Source organism: Agromyces neolithicus, assembly GCF_039529735.1.
Classification (GTDB): Bacteria; Actinomycetota; Actinomycetes; order Actinomycetales; family Microbacteriaceae; genus Agromyces; species Agromyces neolithicus.
In genome coordinates, this window is the sequence record NZ_BAAANJ010000001.1 from 266640 (window position 1) to 288975 (window position 22336).

The window sequence follows — 22336 nt, forward strand, 5'->3', positions numbered from 1 at the left end:
CCCGTCGAGTAGCGACGAAGGAGCGAATCGAGACCTCCCGCAACCGCCCGTCGAGTAGCGACGAAGGAGCGAATCGAGACCTCCCGCAACCGCCCGTCGAGTAGCGACGAAGGAGCGAATCGAGACCTCCCGCAACCGCCGGTCGAGTAGCGACGAAGGAGCGTATCGAGACCTCCCGCAACCGCCGGTCGAGTAGCGACGAAGGAGCGTATCGAGACCTCGTCCAACCCGGCGGTCGAGTAGCGACGAAGGAGCGTATCGAGACCTCGTCCCGGGTCTCGATACGGCGCTGGCGCGCCTACTCGACCGACGATCGCTACTCGGCGAGCGGCCCCTCGGCCTGCGCCTCGTCGAAGCCGGCGCGATAGCCGTCGTCATAGGCCTCATCGGCGCCCTGCCGGAACAGGTCGCGCTCTGCGGGCCGCTGGATCGATCGGGCCCCCGGCAGGTCGAGATCGCCGACGTACCGGCCGAGCCCCCGCACGACCGCCACAGGCACCCCCGAAGACTTGCCCTTGACGAGCTCACCGGCCCCCGCGAGTTCATCGGCGACACAGGGCATCGTGACGGCGAGGGCCTTGCCCGAGGCATCCGTCTGCCCGCGGAGGTCTTCGAAGACGTAGACCCCTGCCGCGCCGATCGCGATGTCGGTCTGGCCCTCGCGCCACGGACGGCCGAGCGTGTCAGAGAGGATCACGCCGACGCGAGCGCCCGTGAGCGCACGCAGGCCGGTGGCGAGCGCGCGCGCCGAAGCATCAGGGTCGACCGGCAGCAGCAGCACCGTGCCCTCAGGGGCGTTCGACGCGTCGACGCCTGCGGCCGCGCCGATGATGCCCTGGCGGTTCTCGACGATGCGGGTCACGCCGCCCTCGTGCTCGCGGACGGCCACGACACGCACGGTCTCATCGGTGATCGCCTGCTCGCGATCGGCGGCCTGCACGACGCGCCCTTCAGCCTTCGAGACGATCTTCGACGTGACGACGAGGATGTCGCCGTCACCGAGCTCGGTCGCGCCCGCGATGACCGCGGCGAGATCGTCGCCGTTCGCGATCTCGGGAATGCCCTCGACACCCTCGACACTGAACCTCATCGTCGCCCCCCTGCCGCCGCTGACACCCTCGTATCTTCCCAGTTCGGGCGGGCCGGCGGTGCATGGCGGCACGGATGTCGCGGCGCTACCATCTCGTATGGCCACGGATCCCGGGGTCGACCAGCCGGCGGGGCGCGACGAGACGCCCCTCGAACGCCTCGATCGCAACTGGAACGACATCCTCCAAGAGCTGCGGTCGGTGCAGACCGGCACGCAGATCATCACCGGCTTCCTGCTCGCCACGGCGTTCCAGCCGACCTTCCATGACCTCGACGGGTACCAGCTCGCGTTCTACCTCGTGCTCGTCGCGCTCTCGAGCGCGGCGACGCTGCTCGGGCTCGGTCCGGTGATCCTGCACCGCAGGCTGTTCGGGCAAGCGAAGAAGGACCGCCTGGTGCGCACGGGCAATCGGCTGCTGCTCATCGACCTCGTCGTCGTCTCGCTGCTCGCGGCCGGCGTCGCGGGGTTCATCTTCGATGTCACACTCGGGCGCACGGCGGGGTTCATCGGGCTTGCCGTCGCCATCGCCGCGGCGGCATTGCTCTGGGCGGTCGTGCCGCGGTTGCCGGCGAGCGACTGAACACGCCGGCGCCCGCTCGTGAGGCGGCTCCGGTCAGCAGGTGCAACGGCGCCGCGAGCGAACTCGACGGCGCCGTCGCACCTTGGGCGGCCGATTCTCAGGCGGCGGTGAGCGGCCCGATCTCGAGCACCGTCGATCCGTCGGCACACACGGGGATCTGCGCCGTGCCGACGACGCCGGGGCCGGCGCCGTCGGACGTGACGTAGGCCCGCAGGTGGTCGGCCGTGATCGCCTCGCAGCCCCACGCTGCGGGGTCGGGCGCCGTGCCGAGCACGATGGCGGCGTCGCCGTTCGCGAGCACGAACGGCTCGCCCATCTCGCCGATCGTCCACGACGAGCCGATCCGCGTGCCGTCGGCCGACTCCACGATGAGGCCGGGCCATCCCCAGATCGAGCACTCGGCGTCGGTCGTGTTCGTGAACACGAGCTCGAATCCGGAGGCCCCGGCGACCGACAGATCGGGCCGAGCGACGTACTCGAGCGTCAGCTGCTCGTCCTGGCACTTCGCGGGGAGCGGCGGCTCGGGTTCCTCAGGCGGGGTGACCTCGCCCGGTGCGCCGTGGAGGGCCATCAGGGGTCCGAGCCAGAGCGACCACGTGCCGTCGGCGCAGACCGAGACCTGGGCGTCGTCGACGATTCCGCCACCGGCTCCATCCGAGGAGATGTAGGCCCGCAGGTGGTCGGACGTCGCCGCGGCACAACCCGACACGGACGGGAGCGCGGACGTGCCTTCTGCGACGGCCTGGCCGCCGTTCGGTGGCAGGACCACCAGCGTGCTCGTCGATCCGGAGGAGAGCGCCCAGGTCAGGGTTGCGCCATCGGCACCCTCCGCGACCAGGCCGGGCCAGCCGTCGAACGAGCACGGCTGCGACCCGACGTTCGTGAAGACCAGATCGAACCCGAGGGCCTCAGAGGTCGACAGGTCGGGGCGTTCTCGGTAGGCCATGGTGAGGTTCCAGTCCTCGCAGTGATCGGGGCCTGCCAGCCCGGCGTGATCGTCCTTGTGTGCCTGAGATGTCGCCGGGCCGTTCCCCGCGTCCGCCGTCGTTGCGGCCAGGTCCTCGGCGGTCGCGGCGGTGGACGTCCTGGTCGGCTCGGCGGCCAGGACCTCGCTGGTCACCGCCGATGGGAGCGCTACGCCGATGGGGTCCAGCCCACCCGCGTCGGTCGCGCCGGCCATCACCGCCGATCCCCCTGCGAGCGTCGCCGTCAACGCCACCCCGGCGATCGCTCGAAACACCACCCTCTTGGTGTACATGTCGTTCCCTTCTTCGCCGCCAGATAAGACGGCTCGGGGTGGACGCTAGCATATGGGCAGGTATCTTCCTATAGTGCAGACGGATATCTTCCTATACTTCTGAGCGATATCTTCCTATGCTGGGTGCATGCCACGCAGGCGGGAAGGGCGGCTGGTCGACCTCGAGGTCGACATCCTCGGTGCAGGCATCGAGTTGCAGGCCGAGCACGACGACTTCTACGGCTTCGCACTCGCGAAGCGCATCGCCGACCGCGCCGGAGCCACCGCGCTCACGGCGCACGGCACCCTCTACAAGGCGCTCAGCCGCCTCGCCGAACGCGGCCTCGTCGAGTCCGAATGGGAGGACCCGGGCATCGCCGCCGAAGCGGGCAGGCCCCGGCGACGCCTCTACCGGGTGACCGGCGCAGGCGTGGCCGCCTGCCGAGCCGAGACCGAGCAGCGCTCCCTGCTCGCGCCGAGCCCGAGATCGGCCTTCGCATGAGTGCCGTCATGCTCGAGCCCGACGGCGGGGTCGAGCTCGAGGCATCCGCTCGCATTCGCCACCGCGCGGCGGGGCGTGTCGACGCGGCGGTACTCGGCTGGTGCCGGTGGTACACCGCCGACCTGCCCGACGCGGTCGCAGCCGAACGCCGGGCCGAACTCGCCTCCGATCTCTTCGAGGAACGCGAGCACTCCGGGGCCCGTGCAACGGGGTCGATCCTCTGGCGGGCGGTCCGCGGCATCCCGGCCGACCTCGCGTGGCGTGGTGCGCGACTGCGTCGGGCTGCGCTGGGCGCACCGCGGGGCACGTACCCGCTCGCGATGCCGGCGCTCGCGCACCTCGCGGCGATCGCGCTCGTCGCCTGGGGCGGGTTCATCGTCTGGCGCATCGCGCGCAGCGTGCTCATCGGCGACTGGCACGGGGCGGCCGACGTCGCCGAGCTCTCGGTGGCCGGACTCCTCCTGGCCATCGTCGGATCGTGGCTGCTCATGGTCGCGCGCCGACAGGCGTTCGCCGGACTCGTGCTCGCGATCGCGGCGTACCTGCTCGTCCGCTTCGGCACGTATGCGCTCATCGAGACGAGCGTGAGCTTCACGGCGTTCTACGCGACCTCGACCGCGCAGGTGGTGCTGCTGAACCGGGTCGCGACCGGTGCAGCGGTGCTTTTCTTCCTCTCGATCGCCGCGTGGTGGACCTCGCCGAGGGCCTCCGCCGCTGAGTCCGACGAGGCATCGTGATGGACGTCAGGCGCCTGGCCGCCCCGCTGGCGATGGGCGGCCTGCTGGCCTGCGCCGCCGCGGTCGCCCTCACCGCCGCCGGTGCGTTCGGGATACGCCTGTTCGAACCACCGCCGGCGGTCGCCGCGGCGGCAGGCGAGTCCGTCGACTCCGGCGATGGGGCGAGTTCGTCGGCCGGCGAAGCCCTGCCGCCGGGAACGTTCGACACCGAGCTCGTGTCAGACGAGGACCGCTCGGAGTACATGGGCCGCGAGCAGGTCATCGCCGAGTGCATGGCCGAGAGGAACGTGGAATATCTGCCGGCCGCACCCTGGCTCAACCAGCACGCGCAGCCGCGAGGACTGAGCTTCGAGCAGTCCATCATGTGGCTCGACGCGTTCTATGGCGAGGCGCGAGAGGACTGGTCGGTGCCCGCTTCCGAGTGGACGCAGCGAGGATGCCTCGGCGTGGGGGAGCACGCCGTGGCGGTCGCCCGCGCGGCCGGAACCCCGCTCTCCGCGCCCATACCCGAACCCGACCCGAATGCGCCCACCGAGGCCGAGGATTGGGCGGCGTTCCAGGAGGTGATCCGGTCGTGCATGACCGAGAAGGGCTTCGGCGAGTTCGACGACGGCACGCAGGCCTGGTGGGACGCCATGTACGGCCACGCTGGCGCCGGCGCCGCGTACCGCTGGGAGGACGCGGGATGCTCGGGCTACGCCACCCACGTCACCGGCAACGACAACATGCACTGACCGTGCGCCCGGGCGCGCCGTTGCTGTCGGAGGGCTGCCATACGCTTGAGCCATGCGCATCGCCACCTGGAACGTCAACTCGATCCGCACCCGCGTCGACCGTGTCGTCGACTGGATGGTGCGTGAAGACGTCGACGTGTTGGCCATGCAAGAGATCAAGTGCAAGCCCGAGCAGTTTCCGGCCGAGGCGTTCGAGGTCGCGGGCTATGAGTTGGCGTTGCACGGCCTTGATCAGTGGAACGGCGTGGCCATCGCCGGCCGCTCGCCGATCCGCGATGTCGAGACCGAATTTCCGGGCATGCCCGGGTTCCTGAAGGGCCACGAGGGTCCCGACCTGCCGAAAGAGGCGCGGGCGATCGGCGCCACCGTCGACGGCGTTCGGCTGTGGAGCCTCTATGTGCCCAACGGGCGTTCGCTCGACGACCCGCACTACACCTACAAGCTCGACTGGCTGGCCGCGCTCACCGAATACACGCGAGCCGAGACATCCGCTCGCCCAGACGTGCCGTTCGCCCTCATGGGCGATTTCAACATCGCGCCGTTCGACGTCGACAACGGCGACCCGACCGTCGTCGTCGGGCAGACGACCCACGTCTCGCCCGCCGAGCGCGAGGCGTTCTTCGCGCTCGAGCAGGCCGGAGTCACCGACGTGGCTCGAGCCCGGGTGCCCGAGGGCCTCTTCACCTATTGGGACTACAAGCAGCTGCGGTTCCCGCGCAACGAGGGCATGCGCATCGACTTCATCCTCGGGTCGGCGGCGTTCGCCGACGCGGTCACCGACGCGTCCATCCACCGCAACGAACGCAAGGGCGTCGCGCCGAGCGATCACGTGCCGGTGCTCGTCGACCTCGCCCTCGGCGGCGACGACGGCGATCTGCCGATGATCTTCGGCTGAGCGGCGAACGACCGCATCGTGCCGAACGCGCGGCCCTACTGCTTCGGCAGGGCGTCTTCGTAGCGGGGAAGCTCGAGTGGGTCCCGCAGGCTGCCGGGCAGCATCGCCCGCGCGAACAGCGGGATCGACGCCGCCCGCACTCCGAGGCTTCGCACCGCGACGCCCAGTGACGTACGCGGGGCGAAGAAGCCTCTGAACCGCAGCGCCGAGCGCTGCTTGCCCTCGATGAACACGCGCAGGCGCTGCTCGTACGCGCGCAGCCCCGCACGCACGTCGTTGCCGTGCCGGTGCAGTTCGCCGGCGAGCACATACGCCTCGACCATCGCGAGGCCGGTGCCCTCGCCTGCCAGCAACGAGGCGCACGCGGCGGCGTCGCCCACCAGCGCGACCCGGCCCGACGACCAGCGGTCGAGGTGGATCTGGCTGACCCGGTCGACATAGAAGTCAGAGGCTTCGTCCATGAGGTCGAGGATCTCGGGAACCTCCCACGCCATGTCGCCGAACGCGGCCCGAAGGGCGGCCTTCTGCTCGGCATCGCGGTCGAGCGTGACCGAGTCGAGCGTGCTCATGTCGACGACATCGTCGCGGCAGATCAGCAGGAACAGCGTCTCGTCGTCGCGCAGCGCGATGCGCGCGACCTGCCGCTTCGTCACGGTGTGCGACACGTACGCCAGCTCGTCGCGGTGCGGATAGCCGCGCACCCGGAACGCGGAGACGACGCATCCGAGTGGCCGTTCGAACCGCTCCTCGGGGCCGAATTCGAGGGCACGGATGCGGGAGTGCAGCCCGTCGGCGCCGACCACGACGTCGAAGCGCTCGGTGCGTCCGTTCGACATGGTCGCGTCGACGCCGTCGGGATCCTGTGCGACCGCGTCGATCGAGACTCCGAAGTTCGCCGGCACATCCGTGCACGCGGCGAAGACCGCAGCCGACAGGTCGGATCGCGCAATGCTCACGAAACGGTCGCCCATCGCCTCGCGCAGAGGATCGACCCGCAGCGTCGCGGTCGACCGGCCCGCGGCATCCACCGTCACGAGGCTGTGGATGAAATACCCGCGCTCGCGAAGTTCGCCGAGGATTCCCATGCGCTCGGCGAGGTCGTAGCCGAGCCCCCAGTAGTCGATCACATAGCCGCCGGTGCGCAACGCGGGCGCCTTCTCGAACAGCACCGGCTCGTGCCCGAGGCGATCGAGCCAGTAGGCGAGGGCGGGCCCGGCGACGCCGATGCCGTTGATGCCGATTCTCATCAGGCTCCTCAGGTTACCCTCGAAGGGATGACGACCACCCCCGATCCCACCACGACCGACGCGTTCACGGGCGTCGTGTTCGGCGGTCGGTACCGCATCGACGCCGTCATCGGCCGTGGCGGCATGGCGACGGTGTACCGCGGCACCGACATCTCGCTCGGGCGCACGGTCGCCGTGAAGGTGTTCGCCGAGGCCGCCGAGGGCATCGACGACGCCGCCCGGCGCCGCTCCGAGGTGGCGCTGCTCGCGAGTGTCGAGCACCGCGCGCTCGTGCGGCTCTACGACGCCGCGCACGACGACACGTCAGGGCGCGAGTATCTCGTCATGGAGTTGGTCGGCGGACGCGATCTGCGTGAGACGCTGCGTTCGGGGCCGATCAGTGCGGCCGATGCCGCGGGCCTCGCGGCCGAGATCGGCGAGGCGCTGCACGTCATCCACTCGCGCGGCATCGTGCATCGCGACATCAAGCCCGCGAACGTGCTGCTCGAGCCGGCCCATCTGCCCACGCGCACCTGGAATGCGAAGCTCGCCGACTTCGGCATCGCGCGACTCATCGACGACGCCCGCATCACCCGCACCGGACTGCTCATCGGAACACCCGGCTACCTGAGCCCCGAGCAGGTGAGCGGCGAGGTCGTCGGCAGCGCCACCGATGTCTACGCGTTCGGCTTGCTGCTGCTCGAGGCGCGCACCGGGCGCACCGCGTTCCCGGGGCCCGCTGCCGAGGCCGCCGGTGCGCGACTCGTGCGCGACCCCGAGATCCCCGATGCGCTGGGGCACGGGTGGGTCGAGCTGCTGCGCGCCATGACCGCACGCGATCCCGGTGCCCGGCCGACCGCCCTCGACGTCGCGGTCGCCGCGGGGCGGCTCGACGACGGGTCATCCGCATCTGCACCGGTCGACGATGCGACCGCCGCGACCAGGCTGCTGCCCGCGGGCGCGGCGACCGCAGACACGGTGGCAGCGCGTGGGGGTGCTGAGCCGCCGCTCGGGGGTGCTGAGCCGGCGCTCGCGACCGCGCAGACGCGCGTCATGACTGCGCCGGGCGCCGCGCCGGGGGCCGCGCCATCGGGCGCCAACGGGGTGCCGCCGGCGAAGCGAGGCGGGCGTCGCCGCCGAGGGCCCCTCGTCGCGACCCTCGTCATCGCCGCGGCCGCGGTCGTTGCCGGCGTGCTGCTCATCCCCGGGCTGCTCGCCGCGCTCGATCCCGAGCCGGCGACGCCCGAACCCCTGCCCACGCTTCCGGCCGAACTCGGCGAACTCGGCGAGCACCTGCGACAACTCGATGAGGCGGTGACCCCATGATGCGTCTTCGAACCACCCTGACGGCGACGGTGATGACGGCCGCGCTGGCCCTGAGCATCGGCGGCTGTGCCGCACCACAGCCGTCGCTCTCCGAAGGCCTGCACGCGTCGGTCGTGCAGATCGGCCGGCAGGCGGCCGCCGAAGACTTCACCGGGGCCATGGCCGAGCTGCTGCTGCTCGAGCGCGCCGTCGATGCAGCGGTCGCCGCCGGAGAGCTCGACAACGCGCGTGAGACCGAGATTCGCGCAGCGATCGAACTGGTCCGTTCCGACCTCGACGCCGCGGCGACGCAGACGCCGACCCCGACTCCCACGCCCACCGACGCTGACGACGAGGGCGGGGGCGACAACAGCGGGCCGGGCAACAGCGGCGACAATCGCAACGACGGCAACGGCAAGAAGGACAGGGGCGGCGACGAAGACGACGACTGAACCTGCGTTGCTGCTCGTCCAGACAGGTGCGACGCATCAGCCGCCGTCGGGCACCCTCAGCAGGGGGAGCACGACATCGTCGATGAGCGACGCGAGGAACTCGGGCGTGATGTCGCGGTTGAGCAGGAACTCGTGCCGCATGAGGTTGTGCCCGACCTCGAGCCGGCGTTCGGACACCGCGGCACTCCCGAGCTCACCACGGGCGACTGCGCGGGCGACGAGCGTGCGCATCGTCTCGAGGCCACGACCGCGTCCGCGGGCACGGAATCGCTCGGCGACGTCGGGGTCGCGCAGCGTCTCACTGATGAGCCCCTTCAACGCCTGACCCGACGGCCCCTGAAGGGAGTCTGCGACCCGACTGAACGCGGCGAACAGATCGCCGCGCAGCGACCCGGTGTCGTCCGACTCCGACGGAACCGGAAGGGTCGTGTAGACCGCGTCGATGACGAGCTCGGGCTTGCCCGGCCACCTGCGGTAGAGCGAGGCCTTGCTCACCCGGGCTCGCGCAGCGACCGCGTCGATGCTGAGCCCCGCGTAGCCCGTCTCGGCGAGTTCGGCGAGCACAGCATCGAAGATCGCCCCGCGCAGTTCGTCGCCCCGCCGGCGGGGCCCCGATCGATGGTCGGGCGCGATCATGCCGGCCGCTCGAGGTCGACGCGACCGGTGTTGCCGTCGACGGTGACGACCTGTTCGTCGCGCAGCAGCGACGTGCCGCTGCCGGTGCCCATGACGGCCGGCAGGCCGTACTCGCGTGCCACGATCGCGGCGTGCGATGCGAGCCCGCCCGTGTCGACGACGACGCCTGCGGCGATCTGGAACAGGGGCGTCCAGCTGGGATTCGTGTAGGGGCACACCAGGATGTCGCCGGGTCGCAGCCGTCCGAAGTCCGCGGGTTCTCGGATGACCCGAACCGGACCGGTGGCGCGGCCCCCGCCCGCCGGCGTACCCGCGACGAGCGCCTCGTCGTCGGACCGCTCGGCGGCTCTGAGGGTCAGCGGCGACAGCAGCGGTGCGCCGCCGTATGCGGCGCGCAGCCCCGCACGGCGCTCGACGATCGCGGCGCGATGCGCACGCGTGCGATCGGGGATCCCGGTGGGGTGCTCGATGTCGAGCAGTTCCTCGTAGCGCAGGTGGAAGACGTCGCTCGGCTCGGCGAGGATGCCCGCAGAGGCGAGGCGTGAGCCCGCCTCGAGCAGCGCCCGTCGCAGTGGCGGCAGGGGGCGCATCGCGTGGAAGTGGGTGTCTTCGCGCAGTGCGATGGCGGCGCGGGCGTGCTGCGCCGCCGCGACGATCCGGTGCCCGAGTCGGAGCATCCGCACGCGCCTGCGGCCGAGGACGCGCCGCTCGGCGGCAGCGTCGGCGCCGCCCGGGTCGCCGCTCGCCGTGCTCCCGTCGTGCGTGCTCAGGGCGAGGAGCGCGCGGATCGCGCCGAACAGCACAGCGGGGTCGTCGCCCCAGGTCGGCTCGGAGGCGAGGAACGGGCTCGTGGTCTCGCGGTGGCCGTACTCGTCGACGAAGGCATCGATGCGTGGGCGCAGCTCGGCGAACTCGCTCGACGATTCGATGAGTGCGGCGAGGGCGTCGTCGTCGGACGCGCTGAACGCCGTTCGCCAGGCAGGGTGCTCGGCCACTGCGCGCGCGAGATCCGACAGAGCCGCGTTGGCGTCACCGGTTCGCGTGTGCACCCCGCGCATGAGCGACCCCGACTCGCGACCGAGACCGAGGACTGCGAGCAGCAGCCGGAATCGAAGGAGGTCGAACCCCGCCCGGGGAAGGTAGTCGATGCGCAACGTGATCAGGCCGTCGAGGATCTCGAGTGCGCGACGCGGAATCGCGACGAGTTCATTCCAGTCCAGTGCGGCCGGATCGATCGCGCGCAGCGCGCTGACCTCGCGGTCGAAGACCGCGAAGCGAGGATCAGCCGTCCACTGCTCGGTGCGGAATCGTCGGATCCTCGGCGCCATGCGCAACGGCGTTGCAAGCGTACGCACCGACGGCCGGGGCTCGGGGGGCACGATGCGATCGACGACACCGTCGACCTCTGGCAGGATGTCGGCGATCGACAGGCGCAGCGCGGGGATCTCGGCCACCATCCGTGTGAGGATGCGGCCGTGTCCGTGCACGGTCCACGTGGTCATGTCGAGCGGGTAGGGCCGCACCGGCAGGAGTTCGGCGACGATGCCGGCGATCATCCGCCGAATCGGGTTCACCCTGACCGGCTCGGGGGGCAGCGCGGTCAGCGCGCGTGCCTGCACGATCCACAGGGCAGAACCGGCCACGGCCCACTCGATGTCCTGTGGTGCGCCGAAGTGCTGCGCGATACGCGTGCCGACCTCGGCCATCGATCGCAACATCGCATCGCCGAGGTGGTCGGCGCGGCCGGTGCCGTCGGTGCGGCCGGTGTGGCCGGTGCGGCCGGTGCGGTCGGTGCCGTCGGTGCGGTCGGTGCCGTCGGTGCCGCCGGTGTGGCCGGTGCCGTCGGTGCCGGCCTCCTCGACGTCCTCGCGCACGCCGCCATCGGCGTTCGCCCGGATCACGACCTCACGGCGACCGAGTCGCCGCTGGCGCACGCGGCCATCGGGGCCGACCACGAAGTGGTCGGGCGTCACCCGCCCCGAGACGACCGCCTCACCGAGCCCCGGGCTCGCGTCGATGACGGTCTCGTCGCGCACCCCGGTGACGGGATTCGCGGTGAACATGACCCCGGCCATGTCGGCGTCGACGAACCGCTGCACGACGACGGCGATCTGCACCTGCCGGTGGTCGATGCCCGCGCGGTTGCGATACGCCACCGCCCGCCGTGTCCACAGTGAGGCCCAGCACCGGCGCACGGCGTCGATCACGGCCCGCTCGCCGACGACGTTCAGGAACGAGTCCTGCTGCCCGGCGAACGTGGCGCCGGGCAGGTCTTCGGCGGTGGCGCTCGAGCGCACCGCGACTGCGACCGCGGCTGCGTCGACCGCTGCATCGGCGGCCACGTCTGGCTTCGCGCCGGCACCGGATGCCCCGCCGCCGAGCCTGCGGTAGGCGTCGACGATCGCCGACTCGATCGCAGCGGGAACGGCGAGCGCGCCGACCGCCTCGCGCACGGAATCGGCATCGGCGTCGCCCATGCCCGGCCGGATGGCGAGCGCGAGCCCGGCCGCCTTGAACGCCTCCCGGTAGGCGTGGGTCGTCACCACGAACCCCGCGGGCACGTGGAAGCCGCCATGGATCAGTTCGCCGAGGTTCGCGCCCTTGCCGCCCGCGATCGCGAGATCGGTGCGACCGACGTCGTCGAGCCCCACGACCGATGCAGTGTCGCGGACCAGTGCGGTGTCGCGTTGGGTCATGCCGTCCACTCTCCTTCTCGATCGCGCGACGATGCGCGCTCACCGCTCGCCCGGGGCTTCCCGGGTTCCTCGGGCTCGTCCGACTCCTCGGTCCCACGATGCGCGGTCGTGCGCAGCGGGCGCTCGGGCAGCATGAGCGTGAGCGCGAAGGCGAGCACGAGCACGATCGACCCGTACCCGAACACCGGCGCGACGGCGTCGAGGTACTCGCCGGGCGCTGCGGCCTCGCTGCGCACGTTGATCAGGGCGCCTGTGACCGCGACGCCGATCGTCGCGCCGACCTGCCGGATGAAGACCACGGTCGAGGTCGCCACACCCAGGTTCGCATGCGCCACCGCGTTCTGCGCGGCGAGCAGCATCACCTGCATGACGAGCCCGATGCCGGCGCCGATCATCAGCAGCACGAGCGCGGCCGCCCAGAGGGGCGTGTCGGCGCGAAGCAGGCCGAGCAGGCCGAGCCCGACGGCCGCCGTCGCCGTGCCCACGACCGGGTACACGCGATATCGCCCGGTGCGCGCGATCATGCGCCCCGACACGGTCATCGTCACGATGACCCCCGCCATCGCGACGGTGACCGTCGAGCCGGCGATCACGGGCGAGACCCCGAGGCCGAGCTGCACCACGGCCGGCAGGAAGCTGATCGTGCCGAACAGGGCGACGCCGATGAGCAGGCTCACCGCGACGGGCACGCTGAATGCGGGGTCGCGGAACAGGCCGAGCGGGATCACGGGGTCGGTCGCCCGCAGTGCCGTGATGATCCAAGTCGTCGCCGCGAGGGCGATCACGCCGATGAGGGCTGTGATGGCCGGCCACGGCTGCCCGCGCTCCACGACGCTCGCCAGCACCACGACCGCGGCGATGAGCACGGCCACCGAGACCGCGCCGACGATGTCGAGCGGGCGCTTTTCGCTCGGTCGGGGCAGGCGCAGCGTGCGCACCGCGAGCACGAACGCGACGACGGCGAGCGGAAGATAGCCGACGAAGATCCACCGCCAGCCCACGGTCTGGATCACGACGCCACCGATGAGTGGCCCTCCGACGGCGGCGATGACGTAGACGATGCCGATCCAGCCGAGGTAGCGGCCGCGCTCGCGCGGGCTCACGATCTCACCGATGATCGCCTGCGCGCTGAGCATCAGCCCGCCGCCGCCGAGCCCCTGCACGATGCGGGCGCCGACGAAGATGGGCAGGCTCGCCGCCGTCGCGGCCACGACGGCGCCGGCCGCGAACAGCACGATCGCGGTGAGCAGCACCGGGCGGCGCCCGAATCGATCGCCGAGCTTTCCGTAGGCGGGCATCGCCGCGGTCGCGGCACCGAGGTAGGCGACCACGACGAGCGGCATGAGGTGCACGCCGCCGAACTCCTGCGCGATCAACGGCAGCGCCGGCGCCGAGGCCGTCTGGTCGATCGCACCGAGCAGCATCACGACCATGAGGCACGTGAGCATCGGCCAGAGCCGTCGGGTGGTGCCGGGCATGTTGCGTCCTCCGCGTAGAGTACGATTCGTACTCTACGCCTCAATCGGCTGGATCGCGACTATCTTCCGGTGAACCGCTCCATCGTGCGGTACACCCCGAACCCGTCGCCGACGATGCGGTCGAACGCCCGCGTCGGCAGCAGTCCGCGCAGTGCCCGCGAGAGCCCGACGCTCCACGGCAGCTGCACGAGCGGCCGACCGGCGAGCATCGCGCGCCACACCCTGTCGACGACGTACCCGGGCTCGAGCACAGGCGCGAGCAGCGGCCCGCGAGCACCCGCGAACATGCCCGTCGAAACGTAGCTGGGGGTCACCGTCGTGACCTTCACGTTGCCGTGGTCGGCCTGTTCGAGTTCGAGTCGCAGCGAGTCGCTCCACCCGATGAGCGCGGCCTTCGACGCGGCGTAGACCGCCATGCGCGGGTTGGCGAGCGTGCCGGCCGCCGACGCGATGTTCACGATGCGCGCCTCGCGGTAGGCGTTCGCGATCATGCCGGGCAGGAACTCGCGGGTGATGTACATCGGCGCGAGCGCGTTGACCTGCATCGTCGGACGGGTGTCGTCGCCGTTGTCGGTCGACCAGAAGTACCGGTTGCCGCGCACGATGCCGGCATTGTTGATGAGCACGTCGGGGTTGCCCATGTCTCTGCGCACCTTCTGCGCGGTCTTGGCGATGGCGCCGAGGTCGCCCACGTCGACGACGTACGACGAGATGCGCGTGCGCCCCTGCGAGATCGCGCCCAGCGCGTCGGCAGTGCGCGCGAGCGCTGCCGAGTCGAGATCCCACAGGGTGACGGATGCCGCGTGCTCGGCCACGGCGCGTTCGGCGTACATGCGCCCCATGCCACCGGCCGCACCCGTGATGAGCACGCTCGCGCCACGCACCGTTCTCGTCATCCCTCCATCTTCGCGCACGCTTCCGACCGCTCGTGGCACCATGGGTGCCATGGCCGCCGAAACCGCTTCGATCACCCTCGCCCCGAAGACCGGCGCGCAGCTCGAGCGCTGGCTCGTCGAGTCGATGGCCGAGTACGAGAAGGCCCGTGTCGCCGCCGGTGACACCCCCGAACAGGCGATCGTGGCACGCAGGGAGTCGGAGGCGCGGTTCTTCCCCGACGGCCGCCCCGCCGCCGGCCAGCTCATCTTCACGGTGCTCGCCGACGGCGACGAGGCGGGCTGGTTGTGGATCGGCCCCTGGAAGGACACCGACGGCGACGGCGGCGACGGCGACCCGTGGTGGGTGTGGGACATCCGCGTGCACGACGCCTTCCAGCGCCGCGGAATCGGCCGCGCGACGATGCTCGAGGCCGAGCGCATCGCCCGCGAACACGGTGCCGCGTCGCTCGGCCTCAACGTGTTCGCGAACAACGTGCCGGCGATCAGGCTCTACGAGAGCCTCGGGTACCTCACGACCTCGCTGCACATGTTCAAGGACGTCTGACCGCTCGGGCACCTTCGCCACGCAGGCCGACGCGGCCCGCTTCACGCAGCACCAACGACTCCGGGGTGCTTTCGCGCCATTTCCACCGTGATTCGACGCAGGATGTTGCGCGAAAGCACCCCCTGAACGCGGGAAGGGATGCACAGCGTGCGGTTGGCCGGCGCTCAGCGCGGCCCATGCGACACGGTCTGCCCGGCCGGCGGCAGTGCGCCGCCGAACTGGTCACTCACCGTCGCGAGCGTGAGGCCGCGATCGCGCAGGCCGTCGACCACGTCGGGCACGGCCGCGATGGTCTGGGAGTGCGTGTCGTGCATGAGCACGATACTGCCGCGCGACGACTGCCCCACGGCCCGCTCGGCGACCGCATCCGGGCCGGGGTCGGTCCAGTCGAGCGTGTCGACGTCCCACACCACGAGCGGCAGGCCGACGACACCGCGCACCCGCTTGTCGACGTCGCCATACGGCGGACGCAGCGACCGTGCCGTCACGCCCGTCGCGGCCGAGATCGCGGCCTGCGTGCGCCGCACCTGCGAACGCACCTCGGGGTCGGGCAGCTTGGTGAGCTGCGGGTGGTTCCAGGTGTGGTTGCCGAGCTCGTGGCCCTCGGCGACGAGCTCGGCGGCCACCTCGGGGCGTCGCTCGACGTTCATGCCCTGAAGGTAGAACGTCGCCGGCGCGCGCCACTCGTGCAGCAGGCCGATCAGCTCGTCCGTCATCGAGGTCGGCCCGTCGTCGAACGTGATCGATGCACACGCGACAAGGGTGCAGTCGATCGGGTCGGCCGCGGCCGGCGCGTCGGCGATGCGGAACGGCGCGCCCCCGGCGACCACTCCGTGCACGGCCGCTCCGAACGGGCTGAGGAACGGCGTGAGCAGCCGCGCCGGCACGAGCACCGGCACGAGCCGGCGCCCGAGCCCGTTGGGCGTCGGGTCGAGCGGCACCTGCACCACGAAATCGTCGGCCGTGACGACCGTGTCGGCGAGCAGCGTGTGAACCGCCTCGGGAGCGAGGGCGGCGAACGGGTCGGATGTCGCCGGCGCGAACCCGTCCGCACGCAGCCCCTCGGCAAGAAGCCTGAGCACGCGCTGTTCGGCGCCCGGCCGATACAGGCTCGAGCCGTCGCCGATCTCGCCGGTCGCGACATCCGCGTACCAGACGGTGCGCTCGAGTGGTGCCGCCGCCGTTCCGTCGCGGCGCAGCACGATGAGACGCTCACCGACGACCGAGCCTGCCGCGGCGACGATCTGGCAGGCGACGGTGAGACTCACGCCGGTCGGTTCGGTGAGCGGATGCTGCGCGCACGCCGACCCCACGCCGCCGGGCGCGATGTCGACGCCGGGCGACCAGGGCACACCGTGCGCGGCGGCCGCGCCGCGTGCGAGGTCGGCGAACCGGGCGTCGAGCGCGTCTCCGAAGGCGGTGACGCCCGCCGGGGTCGCCCATCGCACCACGACCGAGAGGTCGGGTGCCGCCATCGCCGCGAGCCGGGCGACCATGCCGGGTGCCTCGCCGGGCCCGAGCCTCGGAAGTCGGTAGCCGAGGTCGGCACGCGGCCGCGACGGCACTGTCGGTGTCGATGCGCCTGCCGAGCCCGACGCGCCGGTGCTCGGCCTCGCTGACACACCAGCCTCCGAACTCGGCACGGGCGTGCTCCTCGCCGGGTCGTCGCCACCCGGGGGGACGACGCCGCAACCGGCGAGCGCGAGCAGGGCGACGAGTCCGATCCCCGTACGCCACCGGCTTCGCCGACCGCGCCCCATGCGGCCACCTTAGGCGACGATCCCTCAGGACCGGTCCGCCCCGGCCGGCCTACGCGCAGATCGGCGAAACGCGCCGGCCTACCAGGGCTCACCGGCGTCGGGGAGGAGCGTGCGCACGTTCGCCACTGCGTCGGGGAAGCACGCGTCGAGCACCTCGGTCGCCGACACCTCGTTGCCGTAGTCGCCCGTGAGGCGGAGGCCGATGACCGTGTTGATGAGCATGCCGATGGCCATGAACTCTCGCGCCTCTTCTGCTGAGAACCCCGCCTCGTCGCGGATGAACCGCCAGAGGTCGCTGAACCCGGCACGTGCCACCCGGCCGATGACGGGCTCGCCCCCGAGGCTCATCGAGTTCGCGATCACCGGCAGCATGCCGCGCTCTGCCAGCAGGCTCGTGTAGGCCGCACCCATGCGCTCCTTGCGGCCTTCGACGTCACCGGGCAGCGCCTGCCGGAACTCGTCGATGACTCGCGCGTAGGCGCGCTCGATGACCGCGATGAAGAGCTTCTCTTTGGTGCCGAAGAGGCGCACGACGTAGGGCTGGCTCACCCCGGCGGCGCGCGCGACCTCATCGGTGGTGGTGCCCACGTAGGTCTTCGCCCCGAAGACCGCGGTTGCCGCCTCGAGAATCTGCTCACGGCGATCGGCGGCCTTCATGCGCGGGGCCGTGGCAACCTCTTCGATCGTCATGCTTGACATGTTATCAGTCGATTACTACTCTCCAAGTTATCATCCGATAACAACCGAGGAGCACGACGTGTCCACCACCTTCGAAGCGGCCGCCCGCCCACCGGCACGCGCCGGTCGCGGCTCCGGTCGCGGCTTCGGTCGCGGCGCCGCCCGCCGCACGAGCCCGCTCTGGCTCGTGCTCATCGCCACGGCCCTGCCCATGTTCATGGCGACTCTCGACAACCTCGTCATGACCAACGCCCTGCCCGTGCTGCACGCCGAGTTCGGGGCATCCGTCGAAGAACTGCAGTGGTTCATGAACGCGTACACGCTCGCGTTCGCGAGCACGATCCTCATGGCTGTCGCGCTCGGCGACCGGTTCGGTCGACGCACGCTCTTTCTCATCGGCATCATCGTCTTCACCCTGAGCTCGGCGTTCGCGGCCCTCGCGACCGACCCGGGCCAGCTCATCACCGCTCGCGCGCTGCAGGGCTTCGGAGCCGCCGCGATCATGCCGCTCTCGCTCACGCTGCTCGCCGGCAACGTGCCGCTCGCGCGGCGCCCGCTCGCGATCGGCATCTGGGGCGGCGTCGCCGGCCTCGGTGTCGCCACCGGCCCGCTGGTCGGCGGCGCGGTCATCGAGGGCTGGGCCTGGCAGGCGATCTTCTGGATCAACGTGCCGGTGGGCGTCGTGTCGATCGCCCTCGCCCTGCTCGCCCTTCCGAACAGCTTCGGCGCGAGGCTGCGCGCCGACATCGTCGGCCTTGCACTCTCGGGGCTCGGGCTGCTCGGGCTCGTCTACGGCATCGTCCGGGGCAACGAGGCCGGCTGGGACAGCATCGAGGTGCTCGGCGCGCTGATGGCGGGCGGCGTGCTGCTCGTGGCGTTCGTGTTGTGGGAGTGGCGGGCGTCGTCTCCGCTGCTGCCGCTGCGGCTCTTCCGCGATCGCAGCTTCACGATCGCGAACGTCGTCGGGATCGGGTTCAGCTTCGGGGCGTTCGGGTCGGTGTTCATCCTCATCCAGTTCCTGCAGGTCGTGCAGGGCTCGACTCCGCTCGAGGCCGCCTGGCAGACCTCGCCGTGGACCCTCGCGCCCATGGTCGTCGCCCCGCTGGCCGGATTGATCGCGCCGCGCGTCGGCACGAGAGCGCTGATCGTCGCGGGCCTCACGTTCCTCGGCGTGGCGTTGTTCTGGCTGACCACCCTGCTCGATCCGGGCACCGCATACTCCGCCTACGTCGCGCCGTTCATCGTCGCGGGCGTCGGCATGGGTCTCGTGTTCGCGCCGTCGTCGACCGCCGTGCTCGCGACGATGGCGCCCGACGACCACGCCAAGGCGAGTGGCACCAACTCGATGCTGCGCGAGGTGGGCGTCGCGCTCGGCATCGCCGTGTCGACGGCGGTCTTCACCGGCGCCGGCGGCGAACTCACCCCGACGGAGTACAGCGCGGGGGCCGAGCCGGCGGTGCTCGTCGGCGCCGCGGTGCTCATCGCGACGGCACTCGTGGCCCTGCTGCTGCCGACCGGCCGGGCGACAGCGACCGCCAGTGCTCCGACTCCCGCCGATGACGCGGTATCCGACCTCGAGCTCGCCGAGGTTCGCTGACGGCTACCGCATCGCACGGTACGCAGCGCGCTCGGCGGGCGTGAGGTGCTCGGTGGCATAACTCAACATCGTGCGCGGCATGCGCGGGGCGTACTCGTCGAGGAATCCGGTGAGTGCGCTCCGCGCGACGCGCTTGCCGAGCTCGCGCAGCATCCAGCCGACGGCCTTGTGCATGAGGTCTTCGCGGTCGTCGAGCAGGCGCGGTGCGAGTCGCACGATGGGCGCGCCGTCGCCGGCCTTGGTGAAGGCGAACGTCGCGAGCACGGCCACGCGCCGCTGCCAGAGCGAGTCGGATGCCGCGAGCTCGTCGAGCAGCGTGTCATCGCCCCGCCCCGACTCGCGCAGGAACTCCCCCACGAGCGAATCGGCCGTCGCGTCGACGAGATCCCAGTTGTTCACGCGGCCCCGGCGCACCGCGGCGAGGTATGCCTCGTGCAGGGCCGCCCGTGCCGCGTCGTCGCGAGTCCGCGACGCGCTCGCGACGCGGAACTGCCGCACCATGACGAGCAGTGCGGCCAGCCGGTGCTCGTGCACGGGGCTCTCGAGCAGGGCCGATGCCTCAGCGAGGGGCATCCGCTCGAATCGCCTGGCGATCGCCCGCGTCGCGGGCACGCGAACGCCGACGAAGACGTCGCCCGCTGCGTACTCGCCCGCGCCCGTCTTGAAGAACCGTTGCAGGAACCGGGCGTCGTGCGCGTCGCCTGCGGCGTCGATCGCTGCGGCGAGTGAGCGCGCAGTCAGGTCGGGCGAATCGGATGCCGCTGCCACAACCGCACTCTACCGACCGACTCGCGGTGGTGGGCGGCGACCGCAGACGAGAAGCGGGACCGGGCCAAAGGCTCGGTCCCGCTTCTCATCGGGTTTGCAGCTGGGGTCACTGCTGAACCTGCTCAGGGTGCTGAGCGCGGCGCTCCTCCTCTTCGAGCTGCCTCAGGGTCGTCTCGCTCGGAGGGGCGGTCTGCTCAGGGTGCTGGGCACGGCGCTCTTCGTCGGCGACGCGCTTCAGAGCGTCTTCCTCGATCTGTGCGCGGTATGCCTCGGCCTGCTTGGTGAGGCGCATGCCCTGCGCGTCGGCTGCAGAGAGCTGGCTCTGCGTCGATGCGGACGCCTGCTTGTCGGCGCGGATCGCCTCGTGCACGCTGCTCACCGAGCCGCCGGCACGGGTCGCGACCGATGCCTGCTTGTCGGCACGGATCGCCTCGTTGGCGGCGAGCTTGCCGGCATCGAGCGGCACGGAGTGCTGGCGAGCACGCAGCTCGGCCATCTCGCGACGCTGGGTGTCGGCCTGGTTCTGCAGCGAGGTGATGCTCGACTGCCCGGAACCTGCGTCGACCTGCCCGCGTACTCCAGCGCAACCGCTGACCAGCACGATGAGTGCCACGGCGCTGAGTGAGACTGCGCCGACCTTCTTGGTGTTCATTGCTCTCTCCTGTTCTGTGTTGGGGGTTCTGAGAACTGAACAAGCCTCAAGTTATGCGGGCAGGAATCGTGCGTCATCGGGACCGGCACCGGGATCGTTGTAGGGACAGCCACGCCCCGTCAGTGGTGTTGGCACGGAGCACGACCCGTGGCAGCGCTGAGGTGATTCCAGCCGAATGGCGCGCAGGGACATTCGCTCGGATGGCGATCCGTGGCGCGGATTCTTGCGCTCACGCAGCATTCCCGCGCCGCACCGCAAGCAATCGCACAGGGATCGCTCGTAGCCTTGAAGGGTGCGGCGAATCGCGCCGCGACCACACCAACACCAGATCCCCTCAAACGAGGAACGGAGGTTCACATGTCGAACACCATCATCGACGCCGTCGTCGGCGAACCCGAGGTCCTCGAAGACGAGATCACCGCGGCCCAGATCGCACTCGCAGCCGGCGTCGAGACCGATCCCGCGTGGCTCGCGCTCAAGCAGGCGGCCACCGACCTGCAGTCGCTGCAGGTGAAGGACGGCTCCGTCCCCGACGAGCAGGCCCGGCCCGGGGCATCCGCGCTCGTCGACATCATCGTCGAGTCGGTCGCCGCACTCGCCCCGCGGTTCCCGCATGAGGCGGCGTATCTCGAGGCGCTGCAGGCCGACTTCCGCAAGTGGCAGGGCGAGGGGCTCGGCGTACCCGACTTCCTCGACTCGCTCGTGGCGTTCCAGCCGCAGCGCCACCGCGTCGACGGCATCCGTCACCTGGTCGTGTTCCCCATGTACACGCAGAACGGCTCGACCGACCGGCACGTCGAAGCGCTCGTGGTCGAGACGATCTGGCCCGAGTTCATCGCCGCCCTCGAGGCGGGCGACTACTCGAACAAGCTGTTCGTCTCGCTGCGGCTCGTGGACTTCACCCCCGGGTACGACACGAACTCGGCGGTGCTGTTCCCCGAGACGGTCGCGATGCGCGAGATCCCCACGTTCACGTGGGGCGCCATCTTCCAAGACCGCGAGGCGGCCCGTTACCGCAGGGTCGTGCGCGCGGCGTCCGAGATCACGAAGCTCGAGCTGCCCGCCGACGCGGCGTCGCTGCTCGACGACCAGCAGCTGGCCGAGCGCACGTTCGTGATGTGGGACATCATCCACGACCGCACGCACATGCGCGGCGACCTGCCGTTCGACCCGTTCATGATCAAGCAGCGCATGCCGTTCTTCCTGTACTCGCTCGAAGAGCTGCGGTGCGACCTCACGGCGTTCCGCGAGTCGGTCAAGATCGAGCGCGAGCTCGCCGGTCGAGTAGCGAAGCGTATCGAGACCAGCGAAGCGGATGACTCGGCCGAGCCCCTCACCGAGGTCGAGGCGCAGACCCTCGAACACGCGAAGCTCGTGCAGTACGCGGTGATCTTCGACCGCATCTTCCGGTTCGCCATCACGGGCTCGCGGGTGCGCAACTACGACGGGCTCGGCGGCCAGCTGCTGTTCGCGTGGCTGCACCAGAAGCACGTGCTCGAGTGGACCGACGTCTCGCTCAGCTTCGACTGGGCGGCCGTGCCCGACGCGGTCGTCGAACTCGGCGACGCCATCGACGAGCTGTACTGGAAGTCGATCGACCGGCCGAAGACGGCGCACTGGCTCGCCGCGTACGAACTCGTGCGCAGCGTGCTCACGCCGAACCCGGCGTCGGTGTGGGCCGAGGGTCTGCCGCGCGAGGTGCTCGCCGGCCCGCCCAAGGGCTACACCGACCTCGTGATGGACGACGAGTTCCCGCTGTCGATGTTCTTCGAGGCCCTCGACAAGAAGATGAAGCCGGTCATCGAGTCGACGGTCGGCATCACGGCCGCCGACGCCTGACCTGCGGCACGCTTTACCGCACCACCCTTCGCCG

21 protein-coding genes are annotated in these 22336 nt (G+C 70.9%); 10 read left to right on the top strand and 11 right to left on the bottom strand.

What is annotated here, in order from left to right:
- Positions 1–316 precede the first annotated feature (316 nt).
- Complete coding sequence (cofE, locus tag ABD164_RS01270) at positions 317–1090, bottom strand: coenzyme F420-0:L-glutamate ligase (protein WP_344292605.1); 774 nt, start codon at positions 1088–1090, stop codon at positions 317–319.
- A 97-nt stretch (positions 1091–1187) separates the two neighbouring features.
- Between cofE and ABD164_RS01275 the strand changes: the two genes are divergently transcribed.
- Positions 1188–1670 carry a DUF6328 family protein gene (locus ABD164_RS01275; RefSeq protein ID WP_344292607.1) on the top strand — a complete coding sequence of 161 codons (483 nt, stop codon included), beginning with the start codon at positions 1188–1190 and terminating at the stop codon, positions 1668–1670.
- A gap of 97 nt (positions 1671–1767) precedes the next feature.
- Here the strand turns inward: ABD164_RS01275 and ABD164_RS01280 are convergent, their stop codons facing one another.
- Positions 1768–2928 carry a DUF4232 domain-containing protein gene (locus ABD164_RS01280; protein ID WP_344292609.1) on the bottom strand — a complete coding sequence of 387 codons (1161 nt, stop codon included), beginning with the start codon at positions 2926–2928 and terminating at the stop codon, positions 1768–1770.
- A 127-nt stretch (positions 2929–3055) separates the two neighbouring features.
- Here ABD164_RS01280 and ABD164_RS01285 point away from each other — a divergent pair, with 127 nt between their 5' ends.
- The 4 genes from ABD164_RS01285 to ABD164_RS01300 are packed head-to-tail and all read left to right on the top strand — an operon-like array spanning position 3056 to position 5775.
- A complete protein-coding gene (locus tag ABD164_RS01285; RefSeq protein ID WP_344292611.1) occupies positions 3056–3409 on the top strand; it encodes a PadR family transcriptional regulator in 354 nt (117 codons plus the stop codon).
- Positions 3406–4146 (top strand): hypothetical protein, encoded by a 741-nt coding sequence (locus ABD164_RS01290; protein WP_344292613.1) that lies wholly within the window; start codon positions 3406–3408, stop codon positions 4144–4146. Before ABD164_RS01285 ends, ABD164_RS01290 begins: the two co-directional genes overlap by 4 nt.
- Entirely contained in the window at positions 4146–4880 is a 735-nt protein-coding gene (locus tag ABD164_RS01295; protein WP_344292615.1) for a hypothetical protein, read from the top strand. The genes ABD164_RS01290 and ABD164_RS01295 overlap by 1 nt, the downstream gene beginning before the upstream one ends.
- Positions 4881–4932: 52 nt before the next feature.
- A complete protein-coding gene (locus ABD164_RS01300) occupies positions 4933–5775 on the top strand; it encodes an exodeoxyribonuclease III (protein ID WP_344292616.1) in 843 nt (280 codons plus the stop codon).
- Between the two features lie 35 nt (positions 5776–5810).
- On the opposite strand, the gene ABD164_RS01305 is transcribed toward ABD164_RS01300, so the two are convergent.
- Complete coding sequence (locus ABD164_RS01305) at positions 5811–7022, bottom strand: FAD-binding domain (protein ID WP_344292618.1); 1212 nt, start codon at positions 7020–7022, stop codon at positions 5811–5813.
- Between the two features lie 27 nt (positions 7023–7049).
- On the opposite strand from ABD164_RS01305, the gene ABD164_RS01310 reads away from it, so the two are divergent.
- Together ABD164_RS01310 and ABD164_RS01315 are read left to right on the top strand one after the other, a co-directional pair.
- On the top strand, positions 7050–8327 hold the full coding sequence (locus ABD164_RS01310; protein WP_344292620.1) for a serine/threonine-protein kinase: 1278 nt from the start codon (positions 7050–7052) through the stop codon (positions 8325–8327).
- Positions 8324–8758, top strand: a complete 435-nt coding sequence (locus ABD164_RS01315) for a hypothetical protein (protein WP_344292622.1) — start codon at positions 8324–8326, stop codon at positions 8756–8758. The genes ABD164_RS01310 and ABD164_RS01315 overlap by 4 nt, the downstream gene beginning before the upstream one ends.
- Before the next feature lie 36 nt (positions 8759–8794).
- Here the strand turns inward: ABD164_RS01315 and ABD164_RS01320 are convergent, their stop codons facing one another.
- Genes ABD164_RS01320 through ABD164_RS01335 form a run of 4 tightly spaced genes read right to left on the bottom strand, consistent with a single transcriptional unit; the run spans position 8795 to position 14464 of the window.
- Positions 8795–9394 carry a TetR/AcrR family transcriptional regulator gene (locus tag ABD164_RS01320; protein WP_344292624.1) on the bottom strand — a complete coding sequence of 200 codons (600 nt, stop codon included), beginning with the start codon at positions 9392–9394 and terminating at the stop codon, positions 8795–8797.
- Positions 9391–12090 carry a PEP/pyruvate-binding domain-containing protein gene (locus ABD164_RS01325; RefSeq protein ID WP_344292625.1) on the bottom strand — a complete coding sequence of 900 codons (2700 nt, stop codon included), beginning with the start codon at positions 12088–12090 and terminating at the stop codon, positions 9391–9393. The genes ABD164_RS01320 and ABD164_RS01325 overlap by 4 nt, the downstream gene beginning before the upstream one ends.
- The gene (locus ABD164_RS01330) at positions 12087–13568 is read right to left on the bottom strand and encodes an MFS transporter (protein WP_344292627.1); all 1482 of its coding nucleotides are present in this window, start codon (positions 13566–13568) and stop codon (positions 12087–12089) included. The genes ABD164_RS01325 and ABD164_RS01330 overlap by 4 nt, the downstream gene beginning before the upstream one ends.
- Positions 13569–13627: 59 nt before the next feature.
- Complete coding sequence (locus tag ABD164_RS01335) at positions 13628–14464, bottom strand: SDR family oxidoreductase (RefSeq protein ID WP_344292629.1); 837 nt, start codon at positions 14462–14464, stop codon at positions 13628–13630.
- Positions 14465–14513: 49 nt separating this feature from the next.
- On the opposite strand from ABD164_RS01335, the gene ABD164_RS01340 reads away from it, so the two are divergent.
- The gene (locus ABD164_RS01340; RefSeq protein ID WP_344292631.1) at positions 14514–15008 is read left to right on the top strand and encodes a GNAT family N-acetyltransferase; all 495 of its coding nucleotides are present in this window, start codon (positions 14514–14516) and stop codon (positions 15006–15008) included.
- Between the two features lie 164 nt (positions 15009–15172).
- On the opposite strand, the gene ABD164_RS01345 is transcribed toward ABD164_RS01340, so the two are convergent.
- Both ABD164_RS01345 and ABD164_RS01350 read right to left on the bottom strand, forming a co-directional pair.
- Entirely contained in the window at positions 15173–16630 is a 1458-nt protein-coding gene (locus ABD164_RS01345) for a polysaccharide deacetylase family protein (RefSeq protein ID WP_344292632.1), read from the bottom strand.
- Positions 16631–16846: 216 nt separating this feature from the next.
- Complete coding sequence (locus ABD164_RS01350; RefSeq protein WP_344292634.1) at positions 16847–17467, bottom strand: TetR/AcrR family transcriptional regulator; 621 nt, start codon at positions 17465–17467, stop codon at positions 16847–16849.
- A gap of 58 nt (positions 17468–17525) precedes the next feature.
- Between ABD164_RS01350 and ABD164_RS01355 the strand changes: the two genes are divergently transcribed.
- Positions 17526–19043 (top strand): DHA2 family efflux MFS transporter permease subunit, encoded by a 1518-nt coding sequence (locus ABD164_RS01355; protein WP_344292636.1) that lies wholly within the window; start codon positions 17526–17528, stop codon positions 19041–19043.
- Positions 19044–19046: 3 nt separating this feature from the next.
- Here ABD164_RS01355 and ABD164_RS01360 read toward each other — a convergent pair whose 3' ends face one another.
- Together ABD164_RS01360 and ABD164_RS01365 are read right to left on the bottom strand one after the other, a co-directional pair.
- Entirely contained in the window at positions 19047–19811 is a 765-nt protein-coding gene (locus ABD164_RS01360) for a DNA alkylation repair protein (protein WP_344292638.1), read from the bottom strand.
- Positions 19812–19917: 106 nt separating this feature from the next.
- Positions 19918–20463 carry a hypothetical protein gene (locus ABD164_RS01365; protein WP_344292640.1) on the bottom strand — a complete coding sequence of 182 codons (546 nt, stop codon included), beginning with the start codon at positions 20461–20463 and terminating at the stop codon, positions 19918–19920.
- A gap of 357 nt (positions 20464–20820) precedes the next feature.
- On the opposite strand from ABD164_RS01365, the gene ABD164_RS01370 reads away from it, so the two are divergent.
- Complete coding sequence (locus ABD164_RS01370) at positions 20821–22302, top strand: DUF6421 family protein (protein ID WP_344292642.1); 1482 nt, start codon at positions 20821–20823, stop codon at positions 22300–22302.
- The last annotated feature ends 34 nt before the right edge of the window (positions 22303–22336 follow it).